The 24,930-nt window shown below is 54.7% G+C and carries 24 protein-coding genes; 10 read left to right on the top strand and 14 right to left on the bottom strand.

Going from position 1 to position 24,930, the window contains the following annotated elements; genetic code table 11:
• Window positions 1–126: 126 nt before the first annotated feature.
• The gene (gene zwf / locus C1N58_RS06425; RefSeq protein ID WP_006120280.1) at window positions 127–1,602 is read right to left on the bottom strand and encodes a glucose-6-phosphate dehydrogenase; all 1,476 of its coding nucleotides are present in this window, start codon (window positions 1,600–1,602) and stop codon (window positions 127–129) included.
• An 803-nt stretch (window positions 1,603–2,405) separates the two neighbouring features.
• Between zwf and pyk the strand changes: the two genes are divergently transcribed.
• Together pyk and C1N58_RS06415 are read left to right on the top strand one after the other, a co-directional pair.
• Window positions 2,406–3,848 carry a pyruvate kinase gene (pyk, locus tag C1N58_RS06420; protein WP_394564711.1) on the top strand — a complete coding sequence of 481 codons (1,443 nt, stop codon included), beginning with the start codon at window positions 2,406–2,408 and terminating at the stop codon, window positions 3,846–3,848.
• A gap of 84 nt (window positions 3,849–3,932) precedes the next feature.
• Window positions 3,933–5,165, top strand: coding sequence for an MFS transporter (locus C1N58_RS06415; protein ID WP_054633646.1), 1,233 nt, complete (start codon window positions 3,933–3,935; stop codon window positions 5,163–5,165).
• Between the two features lie 28 nt (window positions 5,166–5,193).
• Here C1N58_RS06415 and lpxM read toward each other — a convergent pair whose 3' ends face one another.
• The 3 genes from lpxM to znuA all read right to left on the bottom strand — a co-directional run bounded on the left by lpxM (window position 5,194) and on the right by znuA (window position 8,575).
• Window positions 5,194–6,168, bottom strand: a complete 975-nt coding sequence (gene lpxM / locus C1N58_RS06410; protein WP_054633645.1) for a lauroyl-Kdo(2)-lipid IV(A) myristoyltransferase — start codon at window positions 6,166–6,168, stop codon at window positions 5,194–5,196.
• A 113-nt stretch (window positions 6,169–6,281) separates the two neighbouring features.
• Window positions 6,282–7,613, bottom strand: coding sequence for a murein DD-endopeptidase MepM (gene mepM, locus C1N58_RS06405; RefSeq protein WP_033741971.1), 1,332 nt, complete (start codon window positions 7,611–7,613; stop codon window positions 6,282–6,284).
• Between the two features lie 14 nt (window positions 7,614–7,627).
• Window positions 7,628–8,575: a zinc ABC transporter substrate-binding protein ZnuA gene (gene znuA, locus C1N58_RS06400; protein WP_054633644.1), complete on the bottom strand. Its 948-nt coding sequence runs from the start codon at window positions 8,573–8,575 to the stop codon at window positions 7,628–7,630.
• Window positions 8,576–8,652: 77 nt separating this feature from the next.
• Here znuA and znuC point away from each other — a divergent pair, with 77 nt between their 5' ends.
• Together znuC and znuB are read left to right on the top strand one after the other, a co-directional pair.
• A complete protein-coding gene (gene znuC, locus C1N58_RS06395) occupies window positions 8,653–9,408 on the top strand; it encodes a zinc ABC transporter ATP-binding protein ZnuC (protein ID WP_033741975.1) in 756 nt (251 codons plus the stop codon).
• Complete coding sequence (gene znuB / locus C1N58_RS06390) at window positions 9,405–10,190, top strand: zinc ABC transporter permease subunit ZnuB (protein ID WP_394564710.1); 786 nt, start codon at window positions 9,405–9,407, stop codon at window positions 10,188–10,190. The genes znuC and znuB overlap by 4 nt, the downstream gene beginning before the upstream one ends.
• On the opposite strand, the gene ruvB is transcribed toward znuB, so the two are convergent.
• The 6 genes from ruvB to aspS form a co-directional block, all read right to left on the bottom strand.
• Window positions 10,191–11,195: a Holliday junction branch migration DNA helicase RuvB gene (ruvB, locus tag C1N58_RS06385; RefSeq protein WP_006120271.1), complete on the bottom strand. Its 1,005-nt coding sequence runs from the start codon at window positions 11,193–11,195 to the stop codon at window positions 10,191–10,193.
• 8 nt (window positions 11,196–11,203) lie between these two features.
• The gene (gene ruvA, locus C1N58_RS06380) at window positions 11,204–11,818 is read right to left on the bottom strand and encodes a Holliday junction branch migration protein RuvA (protein ID WP_006120270.1); all 615 of its coding nucleotides are present in this window, start codon (window positions 11,816–11,818) and stop codon (window positions 11,204–11,206) included.
• Window positions 11,819–11,914: 96 nt separating this feature from the next.
• Window positions 11,915–12,442, bottom strand: a complete 528-nt coding sequence (ruvC, locus tag C1N58_RS06375; protein WP_033741979.1) for a crossover junction endodeoxyribonuclease RuvC — start codon at window positions 12,440–12,442, stop codon at window positions 11,915–11,917.
• A 36-nt stretch (window positions 12,443–12,478) separates the two neighbouring features.
• On the bottom strand, window positions 12,479–13,222 hold the full coding sequence (locus C1N58_RS06370) for a YebC/PmpR family DNA-binding transcriptional regulator (protein WP_006120268.1): 744 nt from the start codon (window positions 13,220–13,222) through the stop codon (window positions 12,479–12,481).
• A gap of 250 nt (window positions 13,223–13,472) precedes the next feature.
• Window positions 13,473–13,904 (bottom strand): dihydroneopterin triphosphate diphosphatase, encoded by a 432-nt coding sequence (nudB, locus tag C1N58_RS06365; protein ID WP_162285805.1) that lies wholly within the window; start codon window positions 13,902–13,904, stop codon window positions 13,473–13,475.
• A complete protein-coding gene (gene aspS / locus C1N58_RS06360; RefSeq protein ID WP_394564709.1) occupies window positions 13,904–15,685 on the bottom strand; it encodes an aspartate--tRNA ligase in 1,782 nt (593 codons plus the stop codon). Before aspS ends, nudB begins: the two co-directional genes overlap by 1 nt.
• 220 nt (window positions 15,686–15,905) lie before the next feature.
• On the opposite strand from aspS, the gene C1N58_RS06355 reads away from it, so the two are divergent.
• The 4 genes from C1N58_RS06355 to cmoB all read left to right on the top strand — a co-directional run bounded on the left by C1N58_RS06355 (window position 15,906) and on the right by cmoB (window position 18,949).
• Window positions 15,906–16,727, top strand: a complete 822-nt coding sequence (locus tag C1N58_RS06355) for a DUF72 domain-containing protein (RefSeq protein ID WP_006120264.1) — start codon at window positions 15,906–15,908, stop codon at window positions 16,725–16,727.
• A 52-nt stretch (window positions 16,728–16,779) separates the two neighbouring features.
• Complete coding sequence (locus tag C1N58_RS06350; protein WP_394564708.1) at window positions 16,780–17,175, top strand: MAPEG family protein; 396 nt, start codon at window positions 16,780–16,782, stop codon at window positions 17,173–17,175.
• Window positions 17,176–17,255: 80 nt separating this feature from the next.
• Window positions 17,256–17,984: a carboxy-S-adenosyl-L-methionine synthase CmoA gene (gene cmoA, locus C1N58_RS06345; protein WP_006120262.1), complete on the top strand. Its 729-nt coding sequence runs from the start codon at window positions 17,256–17,258 to the stop codon at window positions 17,982–17,984.
• Window positions 17,981–18,949 carry a tRNA 5-methoxyuridine(34)/uridine 5-oxyacetic acid(34) synthase CmoB gene (gene cmoB / locus C1N58_RS06340; protein WP_394564707.1) on the top strand — a complete coding sequence of 323 codons (969 nt, stop codon included), beginning with the start codon at window positions 17,981–17,983 and terminating at the stop codon, window positions 18,947–18,949. Before cmoA ends, cmoB begins: the two co-directional genes overlap by 4 nt.
• A 3-nt stretch (window positions 18,950–18,952) precedes the next feature.
• Here the strand turns inward: cmoB and C1N58_RS06335 are convergent, their stop codons facing one another.
• Window positions 18,953–19,576 (bottom strand): LysE family translocator, encoded by a 624-nt coding sequence (locus C1N58_RS06335; RefSeq protein ID WP_375096348.1) that lies wholly within the window; start codon window positions 19,574–19,576, stop codon window positions 18,953–18,955.
• A 146-nt stretch (window positions 19,577–19,722) separates the two neighbouring features.
• On the opposite strand from C1N58_RS06335, the gene C1N58_RS06330 reads away from it, so the two are divergent.
• Window positions 19,723–20,820: a glycerol dehydrogenase gene (locus C1N58_RS06330; RefSeq protein WP_033741989.1), complete on the top strand. Its 1,098-nt coding sequence runs from the start codon at window positions 19,723–19,725 to the stop codon at window positions 20,818–20,820.
• A 3-nt stretch (window positions 20,821–20,823) separates the two neighbouring features.
• On the opposite strand, the gene C1N58_RS06325 is transcribed toward C1N58_RS06330, so the two are convergent.
• Window positions 20,824–21,669: a hypothetical protein gene (locus tag C1N58_RS06325; RefSeq protein ID WP_394564706.1), complete on the bottom strand. Its 846-nt coding sequence runs from the start codon at window positions 21,667–21,669 to the stop codon at window positions 20,824–20,826.
• A gap of 243 nt (window positions 21,670–21,912) precedes the next feature.
• Window positions 21,913–22,665, bottom strand: coding sequence for a copper homeostasis protein CutC (gene cutC / locus C1N58_RS06320; protein WP_033741990.1), 753 nt, complete (start codon window positions 22,663–22,665; stop codon window positions 21,913–21,915).
• An 86-nt stretch (window positions 22,666–22,751) separates the two neighbouring features.
• Here cutC and C1N58_RS06315 point away from each other — a divergent pair, with 86 nt between their 5' ends.
• Complete coding sequence (locus C1N58_RS06315; RefSeq protein ID WP_394564705.1) at window positions 22,752–23,894, top strand: MalY/PatB family protein; 1,143 nt, start codon at window positions 22,752–22,754, stop codon at window positions 23,892–23,894.
• Here C1N58_RS06315 and C1N58_RS06310 read toward each other — a convergent pair.
• Window positions 23,891–24,451 (bottom strand): VOC family protein, encoded by a 561-nt coding sequence (locus C1N58_RS06310; protein WP_006120255.1) that lies wholly within the window; start codon window positions 24,449–24,451, stop codon window positions 23,891–23,893. The two genes, C1N58_RS06315 and C1N58_RS06310, sit on opposite strands and share 4 nt — an antisense overlap.
• Between the last annotated feature and the right edge of the window lie 479 nt (window positions 24,452–24,930).

Raw genomic sequence — 24,930 nt, 5'->3', positions numbered from 1 at the left:
AACAGCACGACTACCATACAGGATTCTCCGTTTCACCGTCCATCAACGAATAAAATTTTTAAAACAGTAGTTCATTTTTGAGAGGTGGTGCAAAAAAAAGCCCGCATTATGCGGGCTGGGAAGGGATTATTCGAATTCATTCCAGGAACGACCGTCTCGCGTGATCATCGCGACGGACGCCACCGGTCCCCAGGTGCCGGCCTGATAAGGTTTGGAGGAATCACCATCTGCGGCCCAGGCGTTGATGATGGAGTCAACGTAAGTCCAGGCGGCTTCCACCTCGTCACGGCGCACGAACAGTGCCTGAATGCCGCGCATCGATTCCAGCAGTAAACGCTCGTACGCATCCGCCAGATGAGACTGGTTAAAGGTTTCTGAGTAGCTCAGATCCAGCTTGGTCGTCTGCAGTTTGTGTTTGTGATCCAGACCCGGCACCTTGTTCAGGATCTCAATGTCCACCCCTTCATCCGGCTGCAGACGGATGGTCAGTTTGTTCTGCGGTAACTCGGAGTAAGAGTCTTTAAACAGGTTCATCTCCGGGTTTTTGAAGTACACCACGACTTCAGAACACTTGGTCGGCAAACGCTTACCGGTGCGCAGATAGAAGGGCACGCCCGCCCAGCGCCAGTTGTCGATATCGACGCGAATGGCCACAAAGGTTTCCGTAGAGCTGGTTTTGTTGGCACCCTCTTCTTCCAGGTAGCCGGGGACTTTTTTGCCCTGCACAAAGCCGGCGGTGTACTGACCCCGCACCGTTTTCTCACGGACGTTCGTCTGATCGATAGGACGCAGCGAACGCAGCACTTTCACTTTCTCATCGCGAATGCTGTCGGCACTGAGATCGGAAGGCGGAGACATTGCAATCATGGTCAGCACCTGTAACAGGTGGTTCTGGATCATATCGCGCATCTGTCCGGCTTTATCGAAGTAACCCCAACGGCCTTCAATGCCCACCTCTTCAGCCACGGTAATCTGCACGTGATCGATGGTGCGGTTATCCCAGTTGTTCACGAAGATGGAGTTTGCGAAACGCAGCGCAAGCAGGTTCAGAACCGTTTCTTTCCCCAGATAGTGGTCAATACGGAACACCTGACTCTCATCGAAATACTCGCCTACGCTGTCGTTGATTTCTTTTGACGTTTCCAGCGACGTGCCGAGCGGTTTTTCCATCACCACGCGCGCCGGTTTCGCATTGAGCTTGGCCATGCCGAGGCCCTGACAAATGGCCCCGAAGGTGCTGGGCGGCATGGCGAAATAGTTAATCGTGGTGCGGTTTTTCTGATCCAGCATCTTACCCAGTCTTGGGAAATGCGAGGTATCGTTAACATCAAGGTTACAGAAATCGAGACGGTTACTGAGCTTATCCCAGAGCGCTTCGTCAATCTTTTCCTTCATGAAGGTTTCTAACGCCTCACGCACCACTTTGGTGTATTCAGCTTTATCCCACTCTGCACGGCCAACGCCGATAATCCGGGTTTCTTCATGAATCTGACCCGCTTTCTCTAACTGATACAGCGAGGGCAACAGTTTACGACGGGCGAGATCGCCTTTGGCGCCGAAAATTACCAGATCGCATGCCTGGGCTATTTGTGTTACCGCCATTTTCCTCTCCTCGTTGCAGGATAGTCCCGGTGGCGATGCATCCTGAGCACCGGGTCCATGTTGTTATTTACTTTCAGCACAATGTACTTTTTTCCCCAGGCCAGGTAAACCAGCCCGCGGCGTCACCCTACTTACTCTGCGCGTAATTTGCGTCTGTGGTAGGTTGCCCCGTGCGCTTTCGCTTATTTTTCTGTGTCAAAAATTGTCTGGCTGCAGCCAGTGCGACGCTGATTATGGCAAAAAAAGGGCCAGCCGACTTATCAGACCTTGCCCCGCGGCTGATTCTACAGGGTCACCCCGGCAGCATTGCCTTTCATCTCAGCATTTATCCATTCTAACAGATATTTACTCCCTATCCGGTCGGGATAATGCGCCGGTGCAACACTTGCCGCTTTACGCTTTTCGCTGTTTACACCGGCTTCGTGGGCCAAACAACAGACGATGCCTTCCCCACCGGCAAACGAACGACCGCAACAGCCTGGTCTGTTAAGCGCGGCCCGGCTGTAACTACGATACAGATGAACGGGCTGTTCAGCCTGCCGCGTTGTGACACGCAGAATGGCTGCGTCACTTGCGTCTGGTCAATTAAGCTGGCGCTAGCGTCGAAGGGGGGATGACTTCCTCGGTGAGTCTCAGTATTGTATCTGACAAAAGCGCCTTTACTGGACGTCTTCCGGGCGCAGTGCCACAGTTCTGACACACTCAAATGTATAATAATACCTCTGTGTGGTAATCAGTATCTGACGGGCTAATACCTTAAAAAGTAACGATTCAGCTCAGTTCCAAAATTCAAAGGAATCTCTATGTCCCGACGTTTAAGAAGAACCAAGATCGTAACCACTCTCGGCCCAGCCACTGACCGCGACAACAATCTCGAAAAAATCATTGCTGCTGGTGCCAACGTTGTGCGTCTTAACTTTTCACACGGTACGCCCGAAGATCACCAGATGCGTGCCGATAAAGTGCGTCAGATTGCGGCAAAACTCGGTCGACATGTGGCCATTCTGGGCGATTTGCAAGGCCCTAAAATTCGTGTCTCCACCTTTAAAGAAGGTAAAGTCTTCCTGAACGTGGGCGACCGGTTCCTGCTTGATGCGGCGCTGGGCAAAGGCGAAGGCGATAAAGAACGCGTCGGCATTGACTATAAAGGTCTGCCCAAGGATGTGGTACCCGGCGATATCCTGCTGCTGGATGATGGTCGCGTACAGCTGAAGGTGCTGGAGGTTCAGGGCGTCAAAGTGTTTACCGAAGTAACAGTAGGTGGCCCACTTTCTAACAATAAAGGCATCAACAAACTGGGCGGAGGCCTGTCGGCTGAAGCCCTGACGGAGAAAGACAAAGCCGATATTATCACGGCCGCCAAAATCAACGTGGACTATCTGGCGGTATCCTTTCCGCGTTGTGGTGAAGACATGCACTATGCCCGCCGTCTGGCGCGCGATGCGGGCTGTGACGCGTTAATGGTCGCGAAAGTAGAACGTGCCGAAGCGGTCGCCTCGCAGGAAGCCATGGATGACATCATTCTGGCCTCTGACGTGGTGATGGTTGCCCGTGGCGACCTGGGCGTGGAAATTGGCGATCCGGAACTGGTCGGGATTCAGAAAGCCCTTATACGCCGTGCGCGCCAGTTGAACCGTACCATCATCACCGCGACACAGATGATGGAATCAATGATCACCAATCCTATGCCGACGCGCGCTGAAGTCATGGACGTCGCCAACGCCGTGCTGGACGGCACCGATGCGGTAATGCTGTCAGCCGAAACTGCTGCCGGTCAGTATCCGGCGGAGACCGTTGCCGCCATGGCAAAAGTCTGTCTGGGTGCCGAGAAAATCCCAAGCGTAAATGTCTCTAAACACCGTCTGGATGTGCAGTTCGATAATATCGAAGAAGCGATCGCCATGTCAGCCATGTACACGGCGAACCACCTGCAGGGCGTGACCGCCATTATTACCATGACGGAATCCGGTCGTACGCCATTGATGACCTCACGTATCACATCAGGTTTGCCGATCTTTGCCATGTCGCGCCACGAACGTACGCTGAATATCACCGCGCTGTATCGCGGCGTGACGCCCGTGTTTTTCGACAGCGATAACGAAGGCGTGGCCACCGCCCATGACGCCGTTAATCTGCTGCGTGACAAAGGCTTCCTCGTCTCCGGTGATTTAGTAGTCGTCACGCAAGGGGATGTGATGGGGGCAACCGGCACGACTAACACCGGCCGGGTGCTGCGCGTCGATTAATACCGCTTTTCATACACATCTGTATTACCATTTAAACGCGGCTGCCTTGCAGTCGCGTTTTTTGTTTTTTCATAAGGAGGCCAGATGGCCCGTTATCAACCCATCCGCCAGTTGACCGGACGCGTGATGCTGTTTCCGCTGGCGATGGTGCTTTATGAGTTCGCCACCTATATTGCTCACGATATGATCCAACCCGGCATGTTGCTGGTCACCGCCGAATTCGACGTAGGCGATCAGTGGGTTTCCACCTCTCTGACGGCCTATTTGCTGGGTGGCGTGGTTTTACAATGGCTGCTTGGCCCGTTGTCCGATAAATATGGCCGCAGGCCCGTGCTGCTGTCCGGCATTCTGTTTTTTGCTGCCGCCTGTATTCTGACCACCTGGGTCAGTGACATTGAGCAGTTCGTCAGTCTGCGTTTCCTGCAGGGAATTAGCCTGTGTTTTATTGGTGCGGTCGGCTATGCAGCCATTCAGGAAGCGTTCGAGGAAGCACTGGCCGTGCGCATTATGGCACTGATGGCGAATGTCGCCCTGCTGGCACCGCTCGCCGGGCCTCTGGCGGGCGCCGCCTGGCTCACGGTCGGAAGCTGGCGCAGTATGTTCTGGCTGTTTGCCGCCTGCAGCGCCGTGGCGTTTATCGTACTCTGGCGGGTCATGCCTGAAACCGCCGGCGATCGTCACCAGTCCATTGCGCTGCCGGTGCTGGCGCGCAATTATGGCCGACTGATAAAAGATCGTCAGGTGATGTTTGGGTCCTTTGCCATCGGACTGGTTTTCATTCCTATTCTGACCTGGGTGGCCCTGTCCCCGGTCATTCTGATGCGTGATGAAGGACTTTCACGAATGGAGTACGCCCTGCTCCAGCTGCCGGTATTTATGGCAATGATTGCCGGTAACCTGACCCTGAGTAAACTGGTTGGCCGGATGCCGATTGAGCAACCCGTGAAATTTGCCGCCTGGCCCATATTACTCGGGTTAAGCCTTGCTTTATTTGCCACGCTGATAAACACACACAGCTATTTGTTGATTACCGCAGGATTAAGCCTGTACGCGTTCGGCGGCGGGATGGTGAATGCCGGACTTTACCGGCTGACGCTCTATGCCAGCGATGAAGGTAAAGGCAGCGTCGCGGCCATGCTGGGCATGATCAGCATTTTGACGCTGGCTGCCGGCATTGAGCTGGCGAAGCACTTCTATTTTAGCGGTGGGGTGATCTGGTTTAGCCTGATCAACTTTATCAGTGGTGTCCTGTGGTTTGGCCTGGTGCTGATGTTTCTGCGGGAACGCAGGCGTCACGCCAAAGTAACGCCCGTCTAAATTATAAAGGCCGCCATGCGGCCTTTCTTTATTTACGAGGATAAAGCTCGTCTCGCGAGTAGGGTTCGACATCACCCGCTTTTCGGGTTTTAAGCAGTTTCAGTATCCAGGTATATTGTTCCGGATGCGGACGCACAAACACTTCTACCTCTTCATTCATCCGCCGCGCCAGTTGACGGTCATCCGCTTCGAGTAAGTCATCCATCGGCGGACGAACGTAAATTTCCAGCTTATGCCTTTCTCCGTTATACACCGGAAACAGCGGCACGACGCGGGCGCGACAGACTTTCATCAACCGGCCAACGGCGGGTAAGGTAGCTTTGTAAGTGGCAAAGAAGTCGACAAACTCACTGTGTTCCGGCCCGTGATCCTGGTCAGGCAGATAATAGCCCCAGTAGCCCTGACGGACCGAACTGATAAACGGCTTAATGCCATCGTTGCGCGCATGCATACGACCACCAAAACGACGGCGGACACGGTTCCAGACATAGTCCACCAGCGGATCGCTCTGGTTATGGAACATCGCGGCCATCATCTGTCCCTCTGAGGCCAGCAGCATGGCCGGAATGTCCACAGCCCAGCCATGCGGCACCAGAAAAATCACGTTCTGCTTGTCGGCCTGCAGTTGATCAATGATTTCCCGACCGTGCCACTCAACCCGCTGTCGGATCTGTGTCGGATCGCGCATACCCAGCTCGGCCATCATGGCCATGGCTTGCGGTGCGGTGGCAAACATCTGATCGACGATCGCGTCACGCTGAGATTCGCTTAATTCAGGCAGGCAGTAATAGAGATTGATGAGCGCACGGCGACGCGCGCCCTTCGCCAGCTTACCAGCAAACTTGCCGAGCCCTCCCAGAAGCGGATCGCGCACGCGAGGCGGCATCAATGCAATACCCGCCAGCGCGCCAATGGCCAGCCAGCTGCCCCAGTATTTTGGCTTTAAAAAAGAACGTTCAAAAACGGGAATAAATTCAATGTTATTTTTTTTACGGGTTTCCATGCACTCGCCTCAATCAATGACGGGCTAATGATAGTGGCGACGAGTAAATTTGCAATCATCCTGCGCCAGAGATAAAAAAGTCGACGGCCATGCCGTCGACGTTATCAAAGTATTTACTTCATCCCCAACTGCGGTAACCAGCCTTTGACCTGAGCAAGATACTGCGAACGATCTTTGCCCGTCAGACCTTCCATGCGCGGCAGCTTGGCCGTCAGGGGATTAACAGCCTGATTATTTATCCAGATCTCAAAATGCAGATGCGGTCCGGTTGAACGGCCGGTATTGCCGGAGAGCGCAATACGATCGCCACGCTTTACCTTTTGCCCCGGTTTCACCAGCACTTTTTTAAGGTGCATGTAACGCGTCATATACTGACGGCCGTGACGGATAGCCACATAGTTACCGGCGGCACCGCCGTTTTTGGCCACCACGACTTCGCCATCGCCCACAGCCAGCACAGGCGTACCAACCGGCAGCGCGAAATCGACACCTTTGTGTGGTGCAATTCGGCCCGTCACCGGATTAAGACGGCGCGGATTAAAGTTCGACGAGACACGGTACTGTTTCACGGTGGGGAAACGCATAAAGCCCCGCGCCAGGCCCGCACCGCTGCGGTCGTAATATTTGCCGTCTTCGGCCCGGAACGCGTAATAATCTTTACCGCCGCTGCGCAAACGCACACCCAGTAGCTGGCTTTGCGCGCTCTTGCCTTCCAGCATTTCGCGCGACATCAGCACGCTAAATTTATCGCCCGCGCGTAACTTACGAAAATCCATCTGCCACTGCATGGCTTTGATCACGCTGCTGGCCTCTGCACTGCTTAAACCGGCACGCATAGCGCTGGCGGCGAAGCTGCCGCGGACTTCGCCCTGAATCACACTGTTGCGCCATTCACCCTTTTGCATCTGCGACTGCATGCTAAAGCCACCTTTATCGGTGCGCGTATAGGTGCGGGTTTCACGACGCGAGATTTCCCAGGTAAAGGTATCCAATGCGCCGGCATCATTGAGCGTCCAGCTGAGCTGCTGACCGACCTGCAAATTACGCAGATCTTTATCGCTGGCCACCAGCGCATTAATGTCGCTCATGTCGATGCCATACTGGTTCAGTGCGCTGCTGAGCGTGTCGCCTGAGGAGACGGTGTAATCGTGCGTGCCTGCCGTATCGGCGACATCCTGATCGACGTCGTCTGAAGGCAGTTCTTCATCTGGTTCGGGCGTGGTTTGATCGATAGGTTCACTGGCTTCAGGAAGCAGTGTGCGAAACTCGTTTTTGTCTAACTCAATGGCTTTGACGATGGGCGTAACATCATCATTCGGATGGTAAACATAAGGCCGCCAGACTGCGACGGCCAGAGTAACAACGGTTAACGATCCCAGCATAACGCGGTGGGGGCGCGGCAAATTATTAAATGCGAGGGCGACAGAGCGGGCTATCTGCTGCACGTTAAACTATTCCTCTATGCTCCTTTCAGGCAGGTCTCATACTGGCTCGACAGCTGTGAGAGGAATTTCACATAGCTGTCTTTTCCTAAGCTGATGTCTGTGCCCAGTGGATCGAGCGTGCCTTTACGCACCTGCGTTCCACGGGCAACAGCATCGATGACCGCCGGCCTGAATTGTGGCTCAGCAAAGACGCAAACGGCCTTTTTCTCAACCAACTGTGTTCGAATTTGATGTAAGCGCTGTGCACCCGGTTGAATTTCTGGGTTAACGGTAAAATGCCCGGTGGGCGAGAGACCGTAGTGTTTTTCAAAGTACGTGTAAGCGTCGTGAAAAACGAAATACCCTTTATCTTTAACGGGGGCAAGCTGTGAGATAATGCGCTTATCTGTGTCCGCTAATTCTGCCTCAAAATGCTGCAGGTTGGCGTCAAGTTTGGCTTTATCCTGCGGCATAAGTTCCAATAATTTTTCATGGATTGCAACCGCGGTTTTTTGCGCGATTTCGGGTGACATCCACAAGTGCATATTAAACTCACCGTGATGATGATGATGCTCTGCATCCTGATCGTGCTCTGCTGCCTCATGGTCATCGTGATCATCGTCTTCACCGCCCCGCAGCAACATCGTTTTTACGCCGGGAATTTGTACTATCTCAAGATTCTTTTTTTCTGGCAGGGCGGCGGCTGATTTGGTCATAAACGCTTCCATTTCTGGTCCCACCCAGACCACTAAGTCCGCGTTTTGTAAGCGTTTTACATCAGACGGGCGCAGGGCATAATCATGTTCGGATGCGCCATCAGGCAGCAAGACCTCCACCGGTGTTACCCCGTCCGCAATCGCAGAGGCAATGAAGCCAACAGGCTTAATGGAGGCCACTACATTGGCATGAGCGGGCAAAGCAACGGCGGTAGCAAAAGCAAGCGCAGCCAGGGTAAAACCCACCCCTTTTTTATTATGTAACATAATGCGTCATTCCTTCGTCATCAACAGATTGGATGTGATATTATAACATTCGAAATTCTGCGCAACCTGTAAATCTTATGCCATCACTTGTCACACTTGAAAATGTCTCCATCCAGTTTGCTCAACGCACCGTCCTGTCTGGCGTGAGCCTGGCGCTTCATCCTGGTAAAATTTTGACGCTGCTGGGTCCCAATGGCGCGGGTAAATCGACGCTGGTGCGCGTGGTACTCGGCCTGCTCGCGCCCTCATCCGGTCAGGTGCATCGCAGTGCGAACCTGCGTATTGGTTATGTGCCTCAGAAACTGCACATCGATCCGACGTTACCGGTTACCGTCGAGCGTTTTATGCGTTTGTCACGTGGCGCACGTCATCAGGACATTCTGCCTGCGCTCAAACGCGTTCAGGCCGGTCACCTGCTGACCTCTCCCCTGCAGAAACTGTCCGGTGGCGAAATGCAGCGCGTCCTGCTTGCGCGTGCGCTGCTTAATCAGCCACAGTTGCTGGTGCTGGATGAGCCGACACAGGGCGTGGACGTCAATGGTCAGGTCGCGCTCTATGATTTGATTAACCAGCTTCGTCATGAGCTGAACTGTGCGGTATTGATGGTCTCTCATGATTTGCATCTGGTCATGGCCAAGACAGACGAAGTGCTGTGCCTCAATCATCATATCTGCTGTTCCGGCACGCCCGAGGCTGTCTCTCAGCATCCGGAATTTATTGCCATGTTTGGGCCACGCGGCGCGCAGGAACTGGCTATCTATCGTCATCACCATAATCATCGTCACGACTTAAAGGGACGTATCGTACTTCGCAAGGGACCGGGTCCACTATGATTGAATTATTGCTACCGGGCTGGCTGGGCGGCGTCATGCTGGCGCTGGCCGCCGGTCCTCTGGGTTCGTTTGTCGTCTGGCGCAAGATGTCTTACTTTGGCGACACACTGGCGCATGCCTCACTGCTGGGCGTTGCGTTTGGTTTAATGCTGGATGTAAATCCTTATTATGCCGTGATTCTGGTCACGGTTTGTCTGGCGCTGGGGCTGGTCTGGCTGGAACGCCGACCGCATCTGGCCATTGATACCTTGCTGGGCATTATGGCGCACAGTGCGCTTTCACTGGGACTGGTGGTCGTCAGCCTGATGTCGAATGTGCGGGTCGATTTGATGGCCTACCTGTTCGGCGATTTGCTGGCGGTCACCCCTGCCGATCTCGGGGCAATGGCTGCAGGCGTAAGTTGTGTTTTAGCGGTCATGGCCTGGCAGTGGCGCCCGTTGCTGTCGATGACCATCAGCCCCGAACTGGCGCAGGTCGATGGCATGAATATTCAACGCACCCGGTTAATCCTGATGCTGGTGACCGCGCTGACTATTGGCGTGGCGATGAAATTTGTCGGGGCGCTTATCATCACCTCGCTGCTGATTATCCCGGCTGCGACGGCGCGACGCTTTGCACGTTCACCGGAAATGATGGCCGCGATTGCGGTGCTGATCGGGGTAATGGCAGTGACCGGCGGGTTAACCTTCTCGGCGTTCTATGACACGCCTGCGGGGCCGTCTGTGGTGCTGTGCGCAGCCATACTGTTTATCGTCAGTATGGTGCGCAAACCGGCGCTGTGATTACGCCTCTTTGGTGATACCGAAATGACGGTAAGCATGCTGCGTGGCCATCCGGCCGCGCGGTGTGCGTTGGATAAAGCCCTGCTGAATCAGGAAGGGCTCGATGACATCTTCAATCGTTTCCCGCTCTTCACCAATCGCCGCCGCAAGGTTATCCAGACCCACCGGCCCGCCGGTGAATTTATCAATAATCGCCAGCAGCAGTTTACGATCCATATAGTCGAAACCTTCGCTGTCAACGTTAAGCATGTCCAGCGCGGTCACTGAGACTTCGCCGCTTAAGTTACCGTTTGCCCGCACTTCTGCAAAATCACGCACCCGGCGTAACAGTCGGTTAGCAATACGCGGCGTGCCGCGAGAGCGACGGGCGATTTCAAGGGCTCCCTCCTCGCTCAGCGCCAGGCCCAGACAGGCGGCACTGCGCCCGACGATATGCTGCAAATCTTTTACCTGATAGAATTCCAGCCGCTGCACGATACCAAAACGATCGCGCAGGGGCGACGTCAGTGAGCCCGCGCGCGTAGTGGCACCAATCAGCGTAAACGGCGGCAGATCAAGCTTAATCGATCGCGCTGCCGGACCTTCGCCAATCATGATATCCAGCTGATAGTCTTCCATCGCCGGATACAGCACTTCTTCAACGACCGGTGACAGGCGGTGAATCTCATCAATAAACAGCACATCATGCGGCTCAAGGTTGGTCAGCATCGCCGCCAAATCGCCCGCTTTCTCCAGCACCGGACCGGAGGTGGTGCGCAGATTGACGCCCATCTCATTAGCCACAATGTTCGCCAGGGTGGTTTTTCCCAGCCCGGGTGGGCCAAAAATCAGCAAATGGTCCAGCGCATCGCCACGCAGTTGGGCCGCTTTGATAAAAATTTCCATTTGCTCCCGCACCTGCGGCTGGCCGACATACTCGGTCAGCATCTTAGGCCGGATGGCGCGGTCGAGGCTCTCTTCTTCGCTAACGCTGGCGGCGGAGATCAGGCGATCGGCTTCAATCATGAATTACCTCAAATAGCGGCGCGGAGCGCTTCGCGAATTAATGTTTCACAATCCGCGTCAGGGCGACCCACTTTGCTGATCATGCGGCTCGCTTCCTGCGGTTTATAACCCAGGGACACCAGCGCTGCAACCGCTTCCGCTTCGGCGTCGTTGGTTTCGGGTTCCGGGCCCGGCGTGGTCAGCGTAAAGGCCGAGTCACCGCCAAACAGATCGCCATGCATCCCTTTAAAGCGATCCTTCATCTCGACAACCAGACGCTCGGCGGTTTTCTTGCCCACACCCGGCAGTTTGACCAGCGCGGCAATCTCTTCTTTTTCCACCGCCGTGACAAACTGCTGAGCGGACATGCCCGACAGAATAGCGAGCGCCAGTTTCGGCCCAACGCCGTTGACTTTTATCAGTTCACGAAACAGGGCACGTTCCTGTTTGCTGTTAAAGCCGAACAGCAGTTGCGCGTCTTCACGAACCACAAATTGCGTAAAGATTATCGCTTCGTGATTAAGCTCAGGCAGTTCATAAAAACAGGTCATTGGCATATGGACTTCATAACCAACGCCATGCGCCTCCAGCAGGACCAGCGGTGGCTGCTTTTCCAGAATGGTTCCCCGTAAACGACCTATCACCTGATGCCTTCCTTATTCAACGTATGTGGCGGAATTTATACCATAAAAAAGGCTGGATGAATATCCAGCCTGACGGGCATATTGCGGGGATTGCCGTTAGCGCTGCCGCAGCCGGCCGCGGGTCAGCACCAGCGTGTTCTCACTCATGCGCGCGGCATTCTGTGCAACATGGCAGTGCGTAATCGCGATAGCCAGCGCATCGGCGGCATCAGCCTGCGGACTGGCTGCAAGCTTCAGTAAAGATTTGACCATATGCTGAACCTGACTTTTTTCTGCACCGCCGGTTCCGACAACCGTCTGCTTCACCTGACGTGCGGCATATTCGAACACCGGCAGGTCATGGTTTACCGCCGCGACGATGGCGGCACCGCGCGCCTGGCCAAGCTTCAGCGCCGAGTCGGCGTTCTTCGCCATAAACACCTGCTCGATGGCGAAAAAATCAGGCGAAAACTGCGTGATAATTTCGCAAACGCCAGCATAGATCAGTTTCAGGCGCGCCGGCAATTCTGTCGTATTGGTGCGGATACAGCCGCTGCCCAGATAGGTGAGCTGGCGGCCGGTCTGACGAATCACCCCGTAACCGGTGACGCGTGAACCGGGGTCAATCCCCAGGATGATAGACATGACGCGTCTCCAGCCAGCGATGAAAGCGGTACAGCATTACAGCGTTTCCGCCACCTCATCGGAGATCTCACCGTTGTGATAAACCTCCTGCACGTCGTCGCAGTCTTCCAGCATATCGATCAGACGCAGCAGTTTCGGTGCGGTTTCCGCATCCATTTCCGCTTTGGTTGACGGAATCATCGCAACTTCCGCCGTATCCGCTTTCAGACCGGCGGCTTCCAGCGCATCGCGCACGGTGCCCATCTCTTCCCAGGCGGTGAAGACATCGATAGCGCCATCATCATACGCCACCACGTCCTCTGCACCGGCTTCCAGCGCGGCTTCCATCACCGCATCTTCATCCTGGCCTGGCGCGTAAGAAATCACGCCTTTTTTGCTGAACAGGTAAGACACGGAGCCATCGGTTCCCAGGTTGCCGCCGGTTTTGGTGAACGCATGACGCACTTCACCCACCGTACGGTTTCGGTTATCACTCAGGCACTCGATCATGATGGCAGATCCCCCCGGACCGTAACCTTCATAGATGATGGTTTCCATGTTGGAATCATCTTCGCCGCCCACACCGCGTGCAATCGCACGGTTCATGGTATCGCGTGTCATGTTATTAGACAGCGCTTTGTCCATGGCAGCACGTAAACGTGGGTTAGAACCGGGATCGCCCCCACCCAGTTTCGCGGCGGTCACCAGCTCGCGAATGATTTTGGTAAAGATTTTACCGCGCTTGGCATCCTGAGCAGCCTTGCGGTGCTTGGTATTCGCCCATTTACTATGTCCAGCCATCTTGCATATTCTCCGATCTTAACAATCGCACGGGCTATCTGACTTACGATCCGCCTCCCGACAGTGCCTGCCATCCTCACGTCGTTATAAACGTTCCGGTTGCACTGCACTGACGGTCGCGGCTTCGCGATACCGATGATGCCCGACTCTTCAATTTTAACGGCGCCGGTTTAGGGAACGAAGGATGAGCTTCGTCGAATTCGCGAAATTTAACGTCACTGCCGCCTGAAAAACGCGTTACGGCAGGCATTCAGATAAATTCCTCAATCGCCTGGCGGTTACTCCAGGACTTGGTCAGGGCAGCAGCAGCGGCGGGCTCAAGCCAGCGCGCGGCAAGATGCTCGGTAAGCACCAGGTCGCGCTCTGCGGGTAACGCCAGCCTGAACCAGTGTTCACGGTTATGCGTGATGCCCGGTGCGTAACGGTGGCGATAGTGCGGGAAAATTTCAAACTCGATCTGTTTGTGACAGTCTTCCAGCACTAACTTTTCGTCCGCAATGTTGATGGACAGCTCCTCTGACACCTCACGCTCGGCCGCCTGGCGCGGGGTTTCCCCGACTTCCAGGCTGCCTGTGACCGACTGCCAGAAGCTGGCATCATCACGTCGCTGCAGCATTAACACCCGGCCAGTATCTTGCGCAAAAATCACCACCAGCACCGATACCGGATGTTTATTGCCCATTACTTGTTCTCTGACTTTTCTTTCTTCGGCGCCACCAGAATGCCCAGATCCAGCAACGCGGCAGGATTGGCTTCGCTCGGTGCTTCGGTCATCATGCACGCGGCGGCGGTGGTTTTCGGGAATGCGATAACATCGCGAATGTTATCGGTGCCGGTCAGCAGCATCGTCAGACGATCCAGACCAAACGCCAGGCCCGCGTGCGGTGGTGTACCGTATTTCAGCGCGTCAAGCAGGAAGCCAAACTTCAGGCGCTGCTCCTCTTCGGTGATCCCGAGGATACTGAACACCGTCTGCTGCATTTTGCTGTTGTGAATACGCACGGAACCGCCGCCCACTTCGTAGCCGTTAATCACCATGTCGTAGGCATTTGCCACCGCCTGAACCGGATCGCTGGCCAGCGCCTCTGCGGTCATGTCTTTCGGTGAGGTGAACGGATGGTGCATCGCAGCCAGACCGCCCTCTTCATCTTCCTCAAACATCGGGAAGTCGATTACCCACAGCGGTGCCCAGGCGTTTTCGTCGGTGATCCGCAAATCGCGGCCGACTTTCAGGCGCAGCGCACCCAGCGCATCCGCCACGACTTTCGCGCGATCGGCACCGAAGAAGATCAGGTCGCCATCCTGTGCGCCCGTGCGGTTCAGTATCGCTTCCACGATGTCGGCACTGAGGAACTTGGCCACCGGACTCTGCACGCCCTCGAAGCCGTTGGCACGTTCGTTAATCTTCATCCACGCCAGCCCTTTGGCCCCGTAGATTTCAACAAACTTGCCGTATTCGTCGATTTGCTTACGCGTCAGCGCCGCACCGCCGGGCACGCGCAGCGCAGCTACGCGGCCTTTCGGGTCATTTGCGGGACCCGCAAAGACCTGGAATTCGACGCTTTTCAGCAGATCGCCTACGTCCACCAGCTCCATCGGGTTGCGCAGGTCAGGCTTGTCCGAACCAAAGCGATGCATGGCTTCGGCAAAGGTCATCTGTGGAAACGCCCCCAGATCCACCCCTTTGATGTCCATCCACAGTTCACAAATCAGACGCTCCATCTTCTCACGCACCTGTTCGGCGGTCATGAAGGAGGTTTCAACGTCGATCTGGGTAAACTCTGGCTGACGATCAGCACGCAGGTCTTCATCACGGAAGCACTTAACGATCTGATAATAGCGGTCGAAGCCGGACATCATCAGCAGCTGCTTGAACAACTGCGGTGACTGCGGCAGCGCATAGAACTTCCCTTTGTGCACACGGCTGGGCACCAGATAGTCGCGCGCGCCTTCTGGCGTTGCTTTAGTCAGCATCGGCGTTTCAATATCAAGAAAGCCTTCGTTATCCATAAAGCGACGCACAAAGCTGGTGATTTTCGCACGGGTTTTCAAACGCTGCGCCATCTCCGGACGACGCAGGTCCAGATAGCGATACGTCAGACGCGCTTCTTCGCTGTTGGTCTGGTTAGAATCCAGCGGAAGAGGGTCAGCACGGTTGATGATGGTCAGCGCGTGGGCGAACACTTCCACGTCGCCGGTCGCCATGTCGCTGTTTCGGTTCTTTTCGTCACGGGCACGGACGGTACCGGTGATCTGGATACAGAATTCGTTACGCAGTTCAGATGCCAGCTGGAACGCCTCTTGATGATCGGCATCGAAAAACACCTGGGCGATGCCTTCACGGTCGCGCATATCGATAAAGATCAGGCTTCCCAGATCGCGACGGCGATTGACCCAGCCGCAAAGCGTAACTTGCTGACCCACATGAGACAGATTGAGCTGTCCACAATACTCTGTACGCATAACACTATCCTTTTAACTTCGCCGCTGCAGCAGACAGCACCAGGCCGCGTAACCTTATCAGGTGCTGTCGCAAAAAAGGCCGCTATTATAATGGAAAAAGGCTGACAGGATAAGTGGAGCCACGCTAAAGCACGGCATTTCCTGTTCCCTTTTCACCGGGTTGCGTCAATATACTGCCTTACAGGATAATTACCATCACACTCAACGACAGGAGTCAGGCGTGACACTTCGTATCGGTTTGCCGCAATGGCACCACGCACACTGGAAACGCTGGGGAATTGAAACCCTGGCGGACTACGCGCGTTATTTCCAGACCGTTGAGGGCAATACCACGCTGTATGCACTGCCGGATCCCGAAACCGTGTTGCGCTGGCGGGATATGACGCACGATCAGTTTCGCTTCTGTTTTAAATTCCCCAGCACCATCAGCCATCAGGCAGCACTGCAAAACACCGATGACTTACTGACCGACTTTTTTCGCCTGATGCATCCGCTTGCCGATCGCATCGGTCAGTACTGGCTCCAGTTGCCTGCCAGCTTTTCTCCCGCCCAACTCAGCGATCTGTGGCGTTTTCTGGATAGTCTGCCTGCCTCTTTTTCCTATGGCGTGGAAGTGCGGCATGCCGCTTTTTTCGCGAAAGGTGAGGCTGAGCGCGCGCTGAATCGTGGCCTGCTCCAGCGCGGCGTCAATCGTGTGGTGCTGGACAGCCGTCCGGTTCACGCCTCAACGTCACAAAGCGCGGCGGCGCTGCACGCCCGCCAGCAAAAACCGCGCGTCCCGCCGCATGCGCTGTTAACAGGACCGCGCCCGATGATCCGCTTTGTCGGCAGCGATAGTCTTGAAGAAAGCCTGCCGCTGTTTCGCATCTGGCTGACGAAACTGGCTGAATGGCATACGCAAAGTGAACCGCTGGTTTTCATTCACACGCCCGACATGGGCCAGGTCTTTCCGCTGGTGCAGGCCTTGTGGCCTGAACTGCAAAAAATTGATGCCAGCATCGGTCCCGGGCCGGACTGGCCGCAACAGGATTCGCTATTCTGATAGCGACCGGCAGCATCACACCTCTGGCAAAAGTAAAAATAAGGAATCAATAATGATAAGCGCGTTATATGTGGTGATCGGGGCCTTACTGATCATGAAATTTACCCTGGATGTTGTGCGCTTACGGCGACAGCATCATGTGGCTTATGGCGATGGCGGTCATCACGATTTACATATGGCCATCCGGATTCACGGCAATGCCATTGAAACGATCCCGCTGGGGTTATTATTGCTGATTGTGCTGGAGATGAACGGCGCGAATATCTGGATGGTGCACCTGACCGGCATCCTGTTTTTCATTGGCCGGGTGTTGCATGCACAGGGCCTGCGCAACGATGTCATGAGCAAACGCAAATATGGCATGATGCTGACGTTATTCTCGCTGTCCGGTATGGTAATTTTTAACCTGATTTACCTGCCCTGGCCACTCTTGCTCAGCTTGCGTTAATGTTAACGGCGTAAAGGGTGCAGGCCGCGGCAGTTTCTGCCAGAATAGCGCCCTTTCCGCCGTCTCTTCGGATTTTCGTTATGTCTGATCGCGATCAACTCTTTTCTGCGCCCATTGAAAAACTGGGCGACTGGACGTTTGACGAGCGCGTGGCTGAAGTGTTTCCCGACATGATTCAGCGCTCAGTGCCGGGCTATTCCAACATCATTTCGATGATTGGCATGCTGGCAGAACGTTTCGTCCAGCCCAACAGCCAGGTATTTGACCTGGGCTGTTCACTAGGCGCTGCCACGCTCTCGGTGCGCCGCAATATTCACGTGCCCGGCTGTCAGATTATTGCTGTGGATAATTCGCCGGCCATGGTGGAGCGCTGCCGCCGTCATATCGATGCGTTTCGGGCGGATACGCCGGTTACGGTCGTCGAAGCGGATATCTGCGATATCGCCATTGAGAACGCGTCACTGGTGGTGCTCAATTTCACCCTGCAGTTTCTTGAACCGCCAGCCCGCCTGACGTTGCTGACCAAAATCTGGCAGGGGCTGAATCCCGGCGGCGCGTTGGTGCTCTCTGAGAAGTTCAGCTTTGAAGATCGTGACGTCGGTGAACTGTTGTTCAACATGCATCATGACTTTAAGCGCGCCAACGGCTACAGCGAACTGGAAATCAGCCAGAAACGCAGCATGCTGGAAAATGTGATGCTCACCGATAGCGTAGAAACGCACAAGGCGCGCCTTAAACAGGCCGGTTTTTCTCATGCTGAGCTGTGGTTTCAGTGTTTTAATTTTGGTTCGTTGGTGGCATTAAAATGATCGACTTTGGCCGTTTTTATCAGCAAATCGCCGTGGGTCCCCTGGCAAAATGGCTGGAGGTGCTGCCTGCGCAAATCAGCGAGTGGCAGCGTGAAAATCTGCACGGGCACTTCCGTGACTGGTACAAGTCGCTGGAATATTTACCCCAGCTGGAACCTCAGCGGCTGGACCTGCTGCACAGCGTCAGCGCCGATCGGGACGATATCAGCGATCGGCACCGTCAGGGCATTGAGAAACTGCTGCGTAATCTGATGCCCTGGCGCAAAGGCCCCTATTCGCTTTACGGCACCGAAATTAATACGGAATGGCGCTCAGACTGGAAATGGGATCGCGTGCTGCCACACATCTCCTCGTTAGCCGGACGCACTGTACTGGATGTGGGCTGTGGCAGTGGCTACCATATGTGGCGCATGATCGGGGCAGGCGCGCACCTTGTGGTCGGTATCGATCCCATGCAGCTGTTTCTGTGCCAGTTCGAAGCCGTCCGCAAGCTGTTAAATGACGACCTCCGCGCCCACCTGCTGCCGCTCGGCATCGAACAGCTGCCGGTACTTCAGGCGTTCGATACCGTGTTTTCCATGGGCGTGCTTTATCATCGCCGTTCGCCGCTGGATCATCTGATGCAGCTGAAAAATCAGTTAGTGAGCGGCGGCGAACTGGTCCTGGAAACGCTGGTGATTGAAGGCGATGTGAATCAGGTGCTGGTGCCGGGCGAACGCTATGCTCAGATGCGCAACGTCTACTTTATCCCCTCCGCCGAGGCGCTGAAAAGCTGGCTGGAGAAATGCGGCTTTATCGATGTGCGCATTGTGGACTTTGCCGTAACGACCACAGATGAACAGCGCCGGACCGACTGGATGACCAGCGAATCGCTGGCGGAATTCCTTGATCCTGCGGACAGCAGCAAAACCGTTGAAGGTTATCCCGCACCGCTGCGTGCGGTGCTGGTCGCCACCAAGCCGTAATGCTCAGCGGCGAGACAGCGCCAGTTTCGCCGCGAAGCCAATAAAGACGCAGCCCGTCAAACGATCCATGATTGTCAACACGCGTGGCTTCCTGAGCTGTGCCGCAAAATAGTGACTGCTGCCAATCAGCACGCTGCTCCAGATCAATCCAGTCACCATATGTGTCAGGGCCATCAGGGTGCACCAGACCGGGACCGAGCCGCCCTGAGGGATAAACTGCGGTAAAAATGTTACGTAGAAAACGCCCACTTTAGGATTCAACAGATTCCCCAGTAACCCACGCAGAAAGCAGGCCAGATGCGTTTGCTGCGACGGCGTTTCGGCGGGCAGCGCTGCATTCTGGCGACGCGGATGCCACAGTAACCTGACGCCCAGACAGAGCAGATAGGCTGCGCCAGCCCACTTCAGCAGGTTATACGCCGTTTCCGATGCCAGCAGCAGCGCCCCCAGCCCCAGCCCGACCGCAATGCCCCACGACAGACAGCCCGTCGCCACGCCCAGCGCGGCCGCACTGGCTCGTCGCCAGCCCTGTGCCGCCGCCGATCGCAAAATTAATGCCGTATCGAACCCCGGCGTCAGGGTCAAAATGATGATCGCAAACAGAAAAGCGAGGAATGAAGTCGTCACAGGCGTACTCCTGATTAGAAGTGCTTAACAATAACAAGCGTTTTTCACGCTGTACAGACAGCCAGGCGTGATTAACTGCTACGCTTTTTAGTGGCGTTATTAGCGGGCCGGTAACGGTCTCAATTGAAAAACCAGGAGCTACGATCATGAGTAAATTTATTTTCTCTTCGCCTCGCAAATATGTACAGGGTGCGGGCGTGCTCGATGAACTGGGAGAGTATGTCACGGAATTGGGCAATCACGCTTTCGTGGTGGCTGACGATGTCGTCTGGGGGCTGATTGGTGAGCGGGCGCAGTCTACGCTGGAAAAAGCAGGCATTACCCTCAGCCGTCAGCAGTTCAATGGCGAAGCCTCCAGTAATGAAATTACCCGGTTAAGTCAGCATGCGCAGCAGCAGGGCTGTAACGTGGTGATTGGTTTGGGTGGCGGCAAAACGCTGGATACGGTAAAAGCCGTGGCCGATGAACTCAAACAGCCGGTAGTGATTGTGCCCACCATTGCCTCAACCGATGCGCCCTGTAGCGCGCTGTCTGTTATCTATTCCGACAGTGGCGTTTTTGAAAGCTACCGTTTCTACAGTAAAAATCCCGATCTGGTGTTAATTGATACCGCCGTGTGCGCCGCCGCGCCCGCCCGCCTGTTCGCGTCCGGCATCGCCGATGGTCTGGCGACCTGGGTGGAAGCCCAGGCGGTGGCCCGTAGCCATGCGAAATCGATGGTCAATGGCGATCCGACTATTGCCGGTCTTGCCATTGCCCGGGCCTGTGAAGAGACGCTGCTGACGTGGGGCTACAGTGCCTATATCGCCGTCTCGGAAAAACGCGTCACGCCAGCGGTAGAAGCGGTAGTGGAAGCCAATACATTGCTGTCCGGTTTAGGCTTTGAAAACGCCGGTCTGGCTGGTGCGCACGCGATTCATAACGGATTCACCGCAATTGACGGCGATATCCACCATCTTACTCACGGTGAAAAAGTGGCCTACGGTACGTTAACTCAGATGGTGCTTGAGCAGCGTCCCGATGAAGAAATTGCCCGCTACATCCGCTTCTACCGTTCGATCAATATGCCGACCACGTTAAAAGAGATGCATCTGGACGGGGTGAGCTGGGAAGATCTGGTAAAAATCGGCGCGCTGGCGAACAGCGAAGGCGATACGTTGAAAAACCTCAATCCTAACCTGGCACCGGAACAGATCGCCCATGCGCTGCTGGGCCTGGATGCGTTCAGTAAAACGGTAAAATAGGGGCTATTCCGTCGCCTCACTGGGTTTGTCCCAGTACTGATACTTATAAACCGCACTGAGGTGACGCTGCACCGTGCCTTTCTCAAAAACTTCGGTTTCATTCAGGTAACTCAGGGTGCAGTTGCCCTTGTCATCCCAGAACTGGCATTCATCCACGGTGCGCAGAGTGCTGACGTCGGTTGATGCCGTGCCGTTCAGGCGCAGCTCCCGCCCTTTATCGTCATAGGTATAGGTGTCTTTTCGCCGGGCAGAGGTGGTGCGGGTGACGAGGCCCTGCGGACTCCACGCGTAACGGTATTCCCCGTTGCTGACGGGATCGGTTCCGCGCGCAATGCTTTTCAGCAAACGATAGTGTTTATCGTAGCGGTACGTGGTGTCCGTGAATCCCGATTTGCCCATGCTGATGAATTTGTCTGAAGCGCTGATAATATTGCCGTTTTTTCCCTTGTGCCAGTTGATGGTGCCTTGTCGGTTATCCACCACCACTTCCTTTCCCTGTTTCAGCACTTTTACCAGATACGCATATTCGGCCACCCAACCTTCCTGCACACGCACCAGATGTTGTTCCATGCTCAGAATGACGTTACGCTCATTTTTTTCATAACTGATATCCGCCACCAGCAGGTCGCCACAGGGATCAAACTGCCCCAGCACTCGCTTTTGCGAATTGACGTCTTTGCCAAACTCCCCTGCGACAACCTGACGTACCGCCCCTTTCGCACTGCCGCCCAACAGAATCCAGTTATTACTGTCAGAGACCGCTTTACTGTTTGATTTGCACGCGGCAAAGGTTAAGGGCGCATGGCATCCCATCACGGTGAGAACAGCGGAAAGCAGAATGCATCGCATGGCAGGGCCTCTGACATCAATGTCGATTAGGGTTAAGCTGATGACCCGCAACCGGGGAACAGAACAGGGAAAGCAAAGCCGCGTTGACGGCAAACGGCGACACAGAATGCACGCAATGCGTTGTTTCATCATCCACTATAGCGGAATACCGGACAAAAAATACCCCAGCAAATGTGCTGGGGTTTGGTACTTGCAAACATCACGTCATCAATCGGCGTGCTGCGCGGCAAAACTGGTTATGAGTCAGGCCACCCGGGCGGTATTCATTTGCATGACACTTTTCATTGCCTCTACAACATCACCATCGACGCAGTAACGGCTGAACTCATCAATTTCGGCTTCGGAACACATGGAAACACCCGCTTTGCGGTAACGCATCGGTGATGCCACCAGGTGGCTTGCCGAGCTGTGTACCTCACGAATATCTGCATCAAGAAACTTTTGCAGGTTACTTAAACGAACGCCAGCACCTGCCATAATGATAGGACCGCTGCTGTATTCATTAAGTTCCCTCAATAATGCAATTCCGTTTTCTGCGCTCTGCTGCTGCCCGGAAGTGAGGATACGTTTCACGCCAAAATCGGTTAAAACATCGAGCGAACGTTTTGGCCGGTGGCAGAGATCGAAGGCGCGATGGAAGGTCACCGCCATGCCGTCGCACAGCGCCATGATCTGCCGCATCTGCCCCACATGAATATGGGCATCTTCATCCAGCATCCCTAACACTACGCCCGGAAAGCCCAGTTCGCGAATCCGCGCGACATCCGATTTCATTGCCTCGAACTCCCGGCTGGAATAGCAAAAATCTCCGCCGCGCGGGCGGACAATAGGATGCACCGGAACAGAAATGTCACGACGGGCGACTTCCAGCATGCCAGCAGAAGGTGTCAGGCCGCCTTCACGCGGTGCCGCACAGAGTTCAATTCGATCGGCCCCCGCCTGTTGAGCGGTTAAGGCACAATCCACCCCATAGCAACAAATTTCCAGTGTGGTCATTCTCTTCTCCTTTACATGACGTCCTGTTCACGCCAAATTCGTCAGGTATGCTTATCCCTTAGAACAGTTTACGTGGAAAACTAACTATGACATTCAATTTTGACCAACGGATAGACCGCCGTCACAGTGATAGCCTTAAATGGCACAAATATGCGGGCCAGGATATTCTGCCGTTGTGGGTAGCGGATACGGATTTCCGATCGCCTGCCCTCATCATTGAGGCCATTAAAGCCCGCGTTGATCATGGTGTTTTCGGCTATGGCGATAAGCCTCAGGGATTTATCGATGCGCTGATTGCCCGCTGTAAATCACGCTATCACTGGGAAGTTAAACCGGAATGGGTGGTCGTGTTGCCCGGCGTAGTCTGCGGGTTAAATCTGGCCGTGCGGGCGTTTACCGCGCCGCACCAGGGTACCGTCGCGCCGCATCCCATTTATCCCCCTTTCCGTTCAGCCGCGAAGCTGGCTGAACGTGATCAGTTGAATCTGCCTCTGACGTTGCAGGAAGGCCGCTGGGTCATGGATCTCACTGCAGCAGACGGCCACATGCAGGACAAAACCTTGCTGATGCTTTGCAATCCGCAGAATCCTGGCGGCACGGTTTACCGCCGGGAAGAACTTGAAGCGCAGCTGGCCTTTGCGCAGCACCATGATTTAATCGTCTGCTCTGACGAAATTCATTGCGATTTACTGTTAACGCCGGGGCTGCAACATATCCCCTTTGCCTCCCTGAGTGATGATGCGGCCCAACGGAGCATTACGCTGCTTTCGCCATCCAAAACCTTCAATATTGCCGGGCTGGGCGCTTCCGTCGCTGTGATCCCGGATCCTGAACTACGGGCGCGATTCACCGCCGTACGCCAGGGCATTGTGCCCTCAGTCGATATTCTGGCCCTGGTAGCGGCAGAGGTCGCCTGGCGGGGATGTGACGACTGGCTTGAGGCCCAGCTTGATTATCTGCGCGGCAACCGGGACTGGCTGGTGTCCGAAGTCAATGCGCTGCCCGGCCTCAAGATGACCTCTCCGGAAGGCAGTTATCTGGGCTGGATCGATGCGCGCGAACTCCAGGTTGCCAGCCCGGCGCTGTACTTTGAAAAACACGGGCTTGGCTTCTCGCCGGGGCGCGACTTTGGTGATAACGGCTTTGTACGGATCAATTTCGGCTGTCCCCGCGCCTTGCTGGAAGAAGCCGTCAGACGGCTCAGACGCGCGGTTGAAGCCCGGGGCTAACGCTGTTCACTGGCCACAATTTCGTCCAGTCGCCATGGGTGAAACTTAATCGTGGTTTCCCCATCGGTCACTGCCAGCGTAGGATTCGGCAGACGCTCGTTTTCCCCTTTCGGTGAGCTGGTTTTGAATGAAATACCCGGCTGTGTGAGTGCCTGATCGGACAGCAGCGCCATGGCACGCATGCCCAGTGTTTCAGGCTCGCCTCGTAATACCACCTCAATATGTTCCCAGCGCTCGTGGCGGTAACGTTTTTCACCCGGCCAGGGCAGCTCAACGACGTCTATCGCCCAGCCGGCAATCATTAACGGTTGGTGCAGCTTAAATAAACATACCGGTCGTCCGTTAATCATCGCCGCCGAGAACTGCTCCCCGAGTTGCAAAAACCCTTTTTGCCAGCGTTCGGCCGTCGCATTCTGATGACACCGCACGGCCACATGATCGACGTCGAGGTCTGTGGGGTTTAATCCCAGACGCTGTGAAAAATTTTGTAACCGTTCTTCGAAAGCCGCTAAATCGGCCTGTAAATCGTCCAGTTCGGGTGGAAATATCATGCTCACCGTAAGCTGTCTCCTCACTTTTTTATGACCAGGGAATGCCGTAACTCATTGTTACTGAACTATCGTAATGAACAAAAGGGTAAGATTCATCTTATTTGGCGGGCGTTTTACGAGAAAAGCAAAAAATTAACGCTTTTAATTCAGATTAATCTTCTGGTTAGATCCACCTTTTCGTTGACAAAAGTAACTTAAGTTACTGTTTTGTTTGGTTATCATTAACACAATAAGATAAGTCTTACTTAACAGTGGCATGATTGCAGCCTGCATAGCTTTCTATTAAATTTGCATTAACACTATTATAAGGAAAGTTTTTATGACGATGCTCATCGTAGTTGCCATCTTAATTGCACTGATGGGGTTTGCCGTTGCGCGCCACTGGAAGGTACGTGCAGACAAAAGTGTTAAAAACGCGCGCCGCGCGCGTCGTCGCTAATCTCTGCGGGAAACATCTTCGGCTCTGTTTCCCTGCCTTTATCCCG

It is taken from the genome of Pantoea sp. SGAir0180 (assembly GCF_043546245.1).
This window is presented reverse-complemented; position numbering and strand designations above follow the sequence as displayed.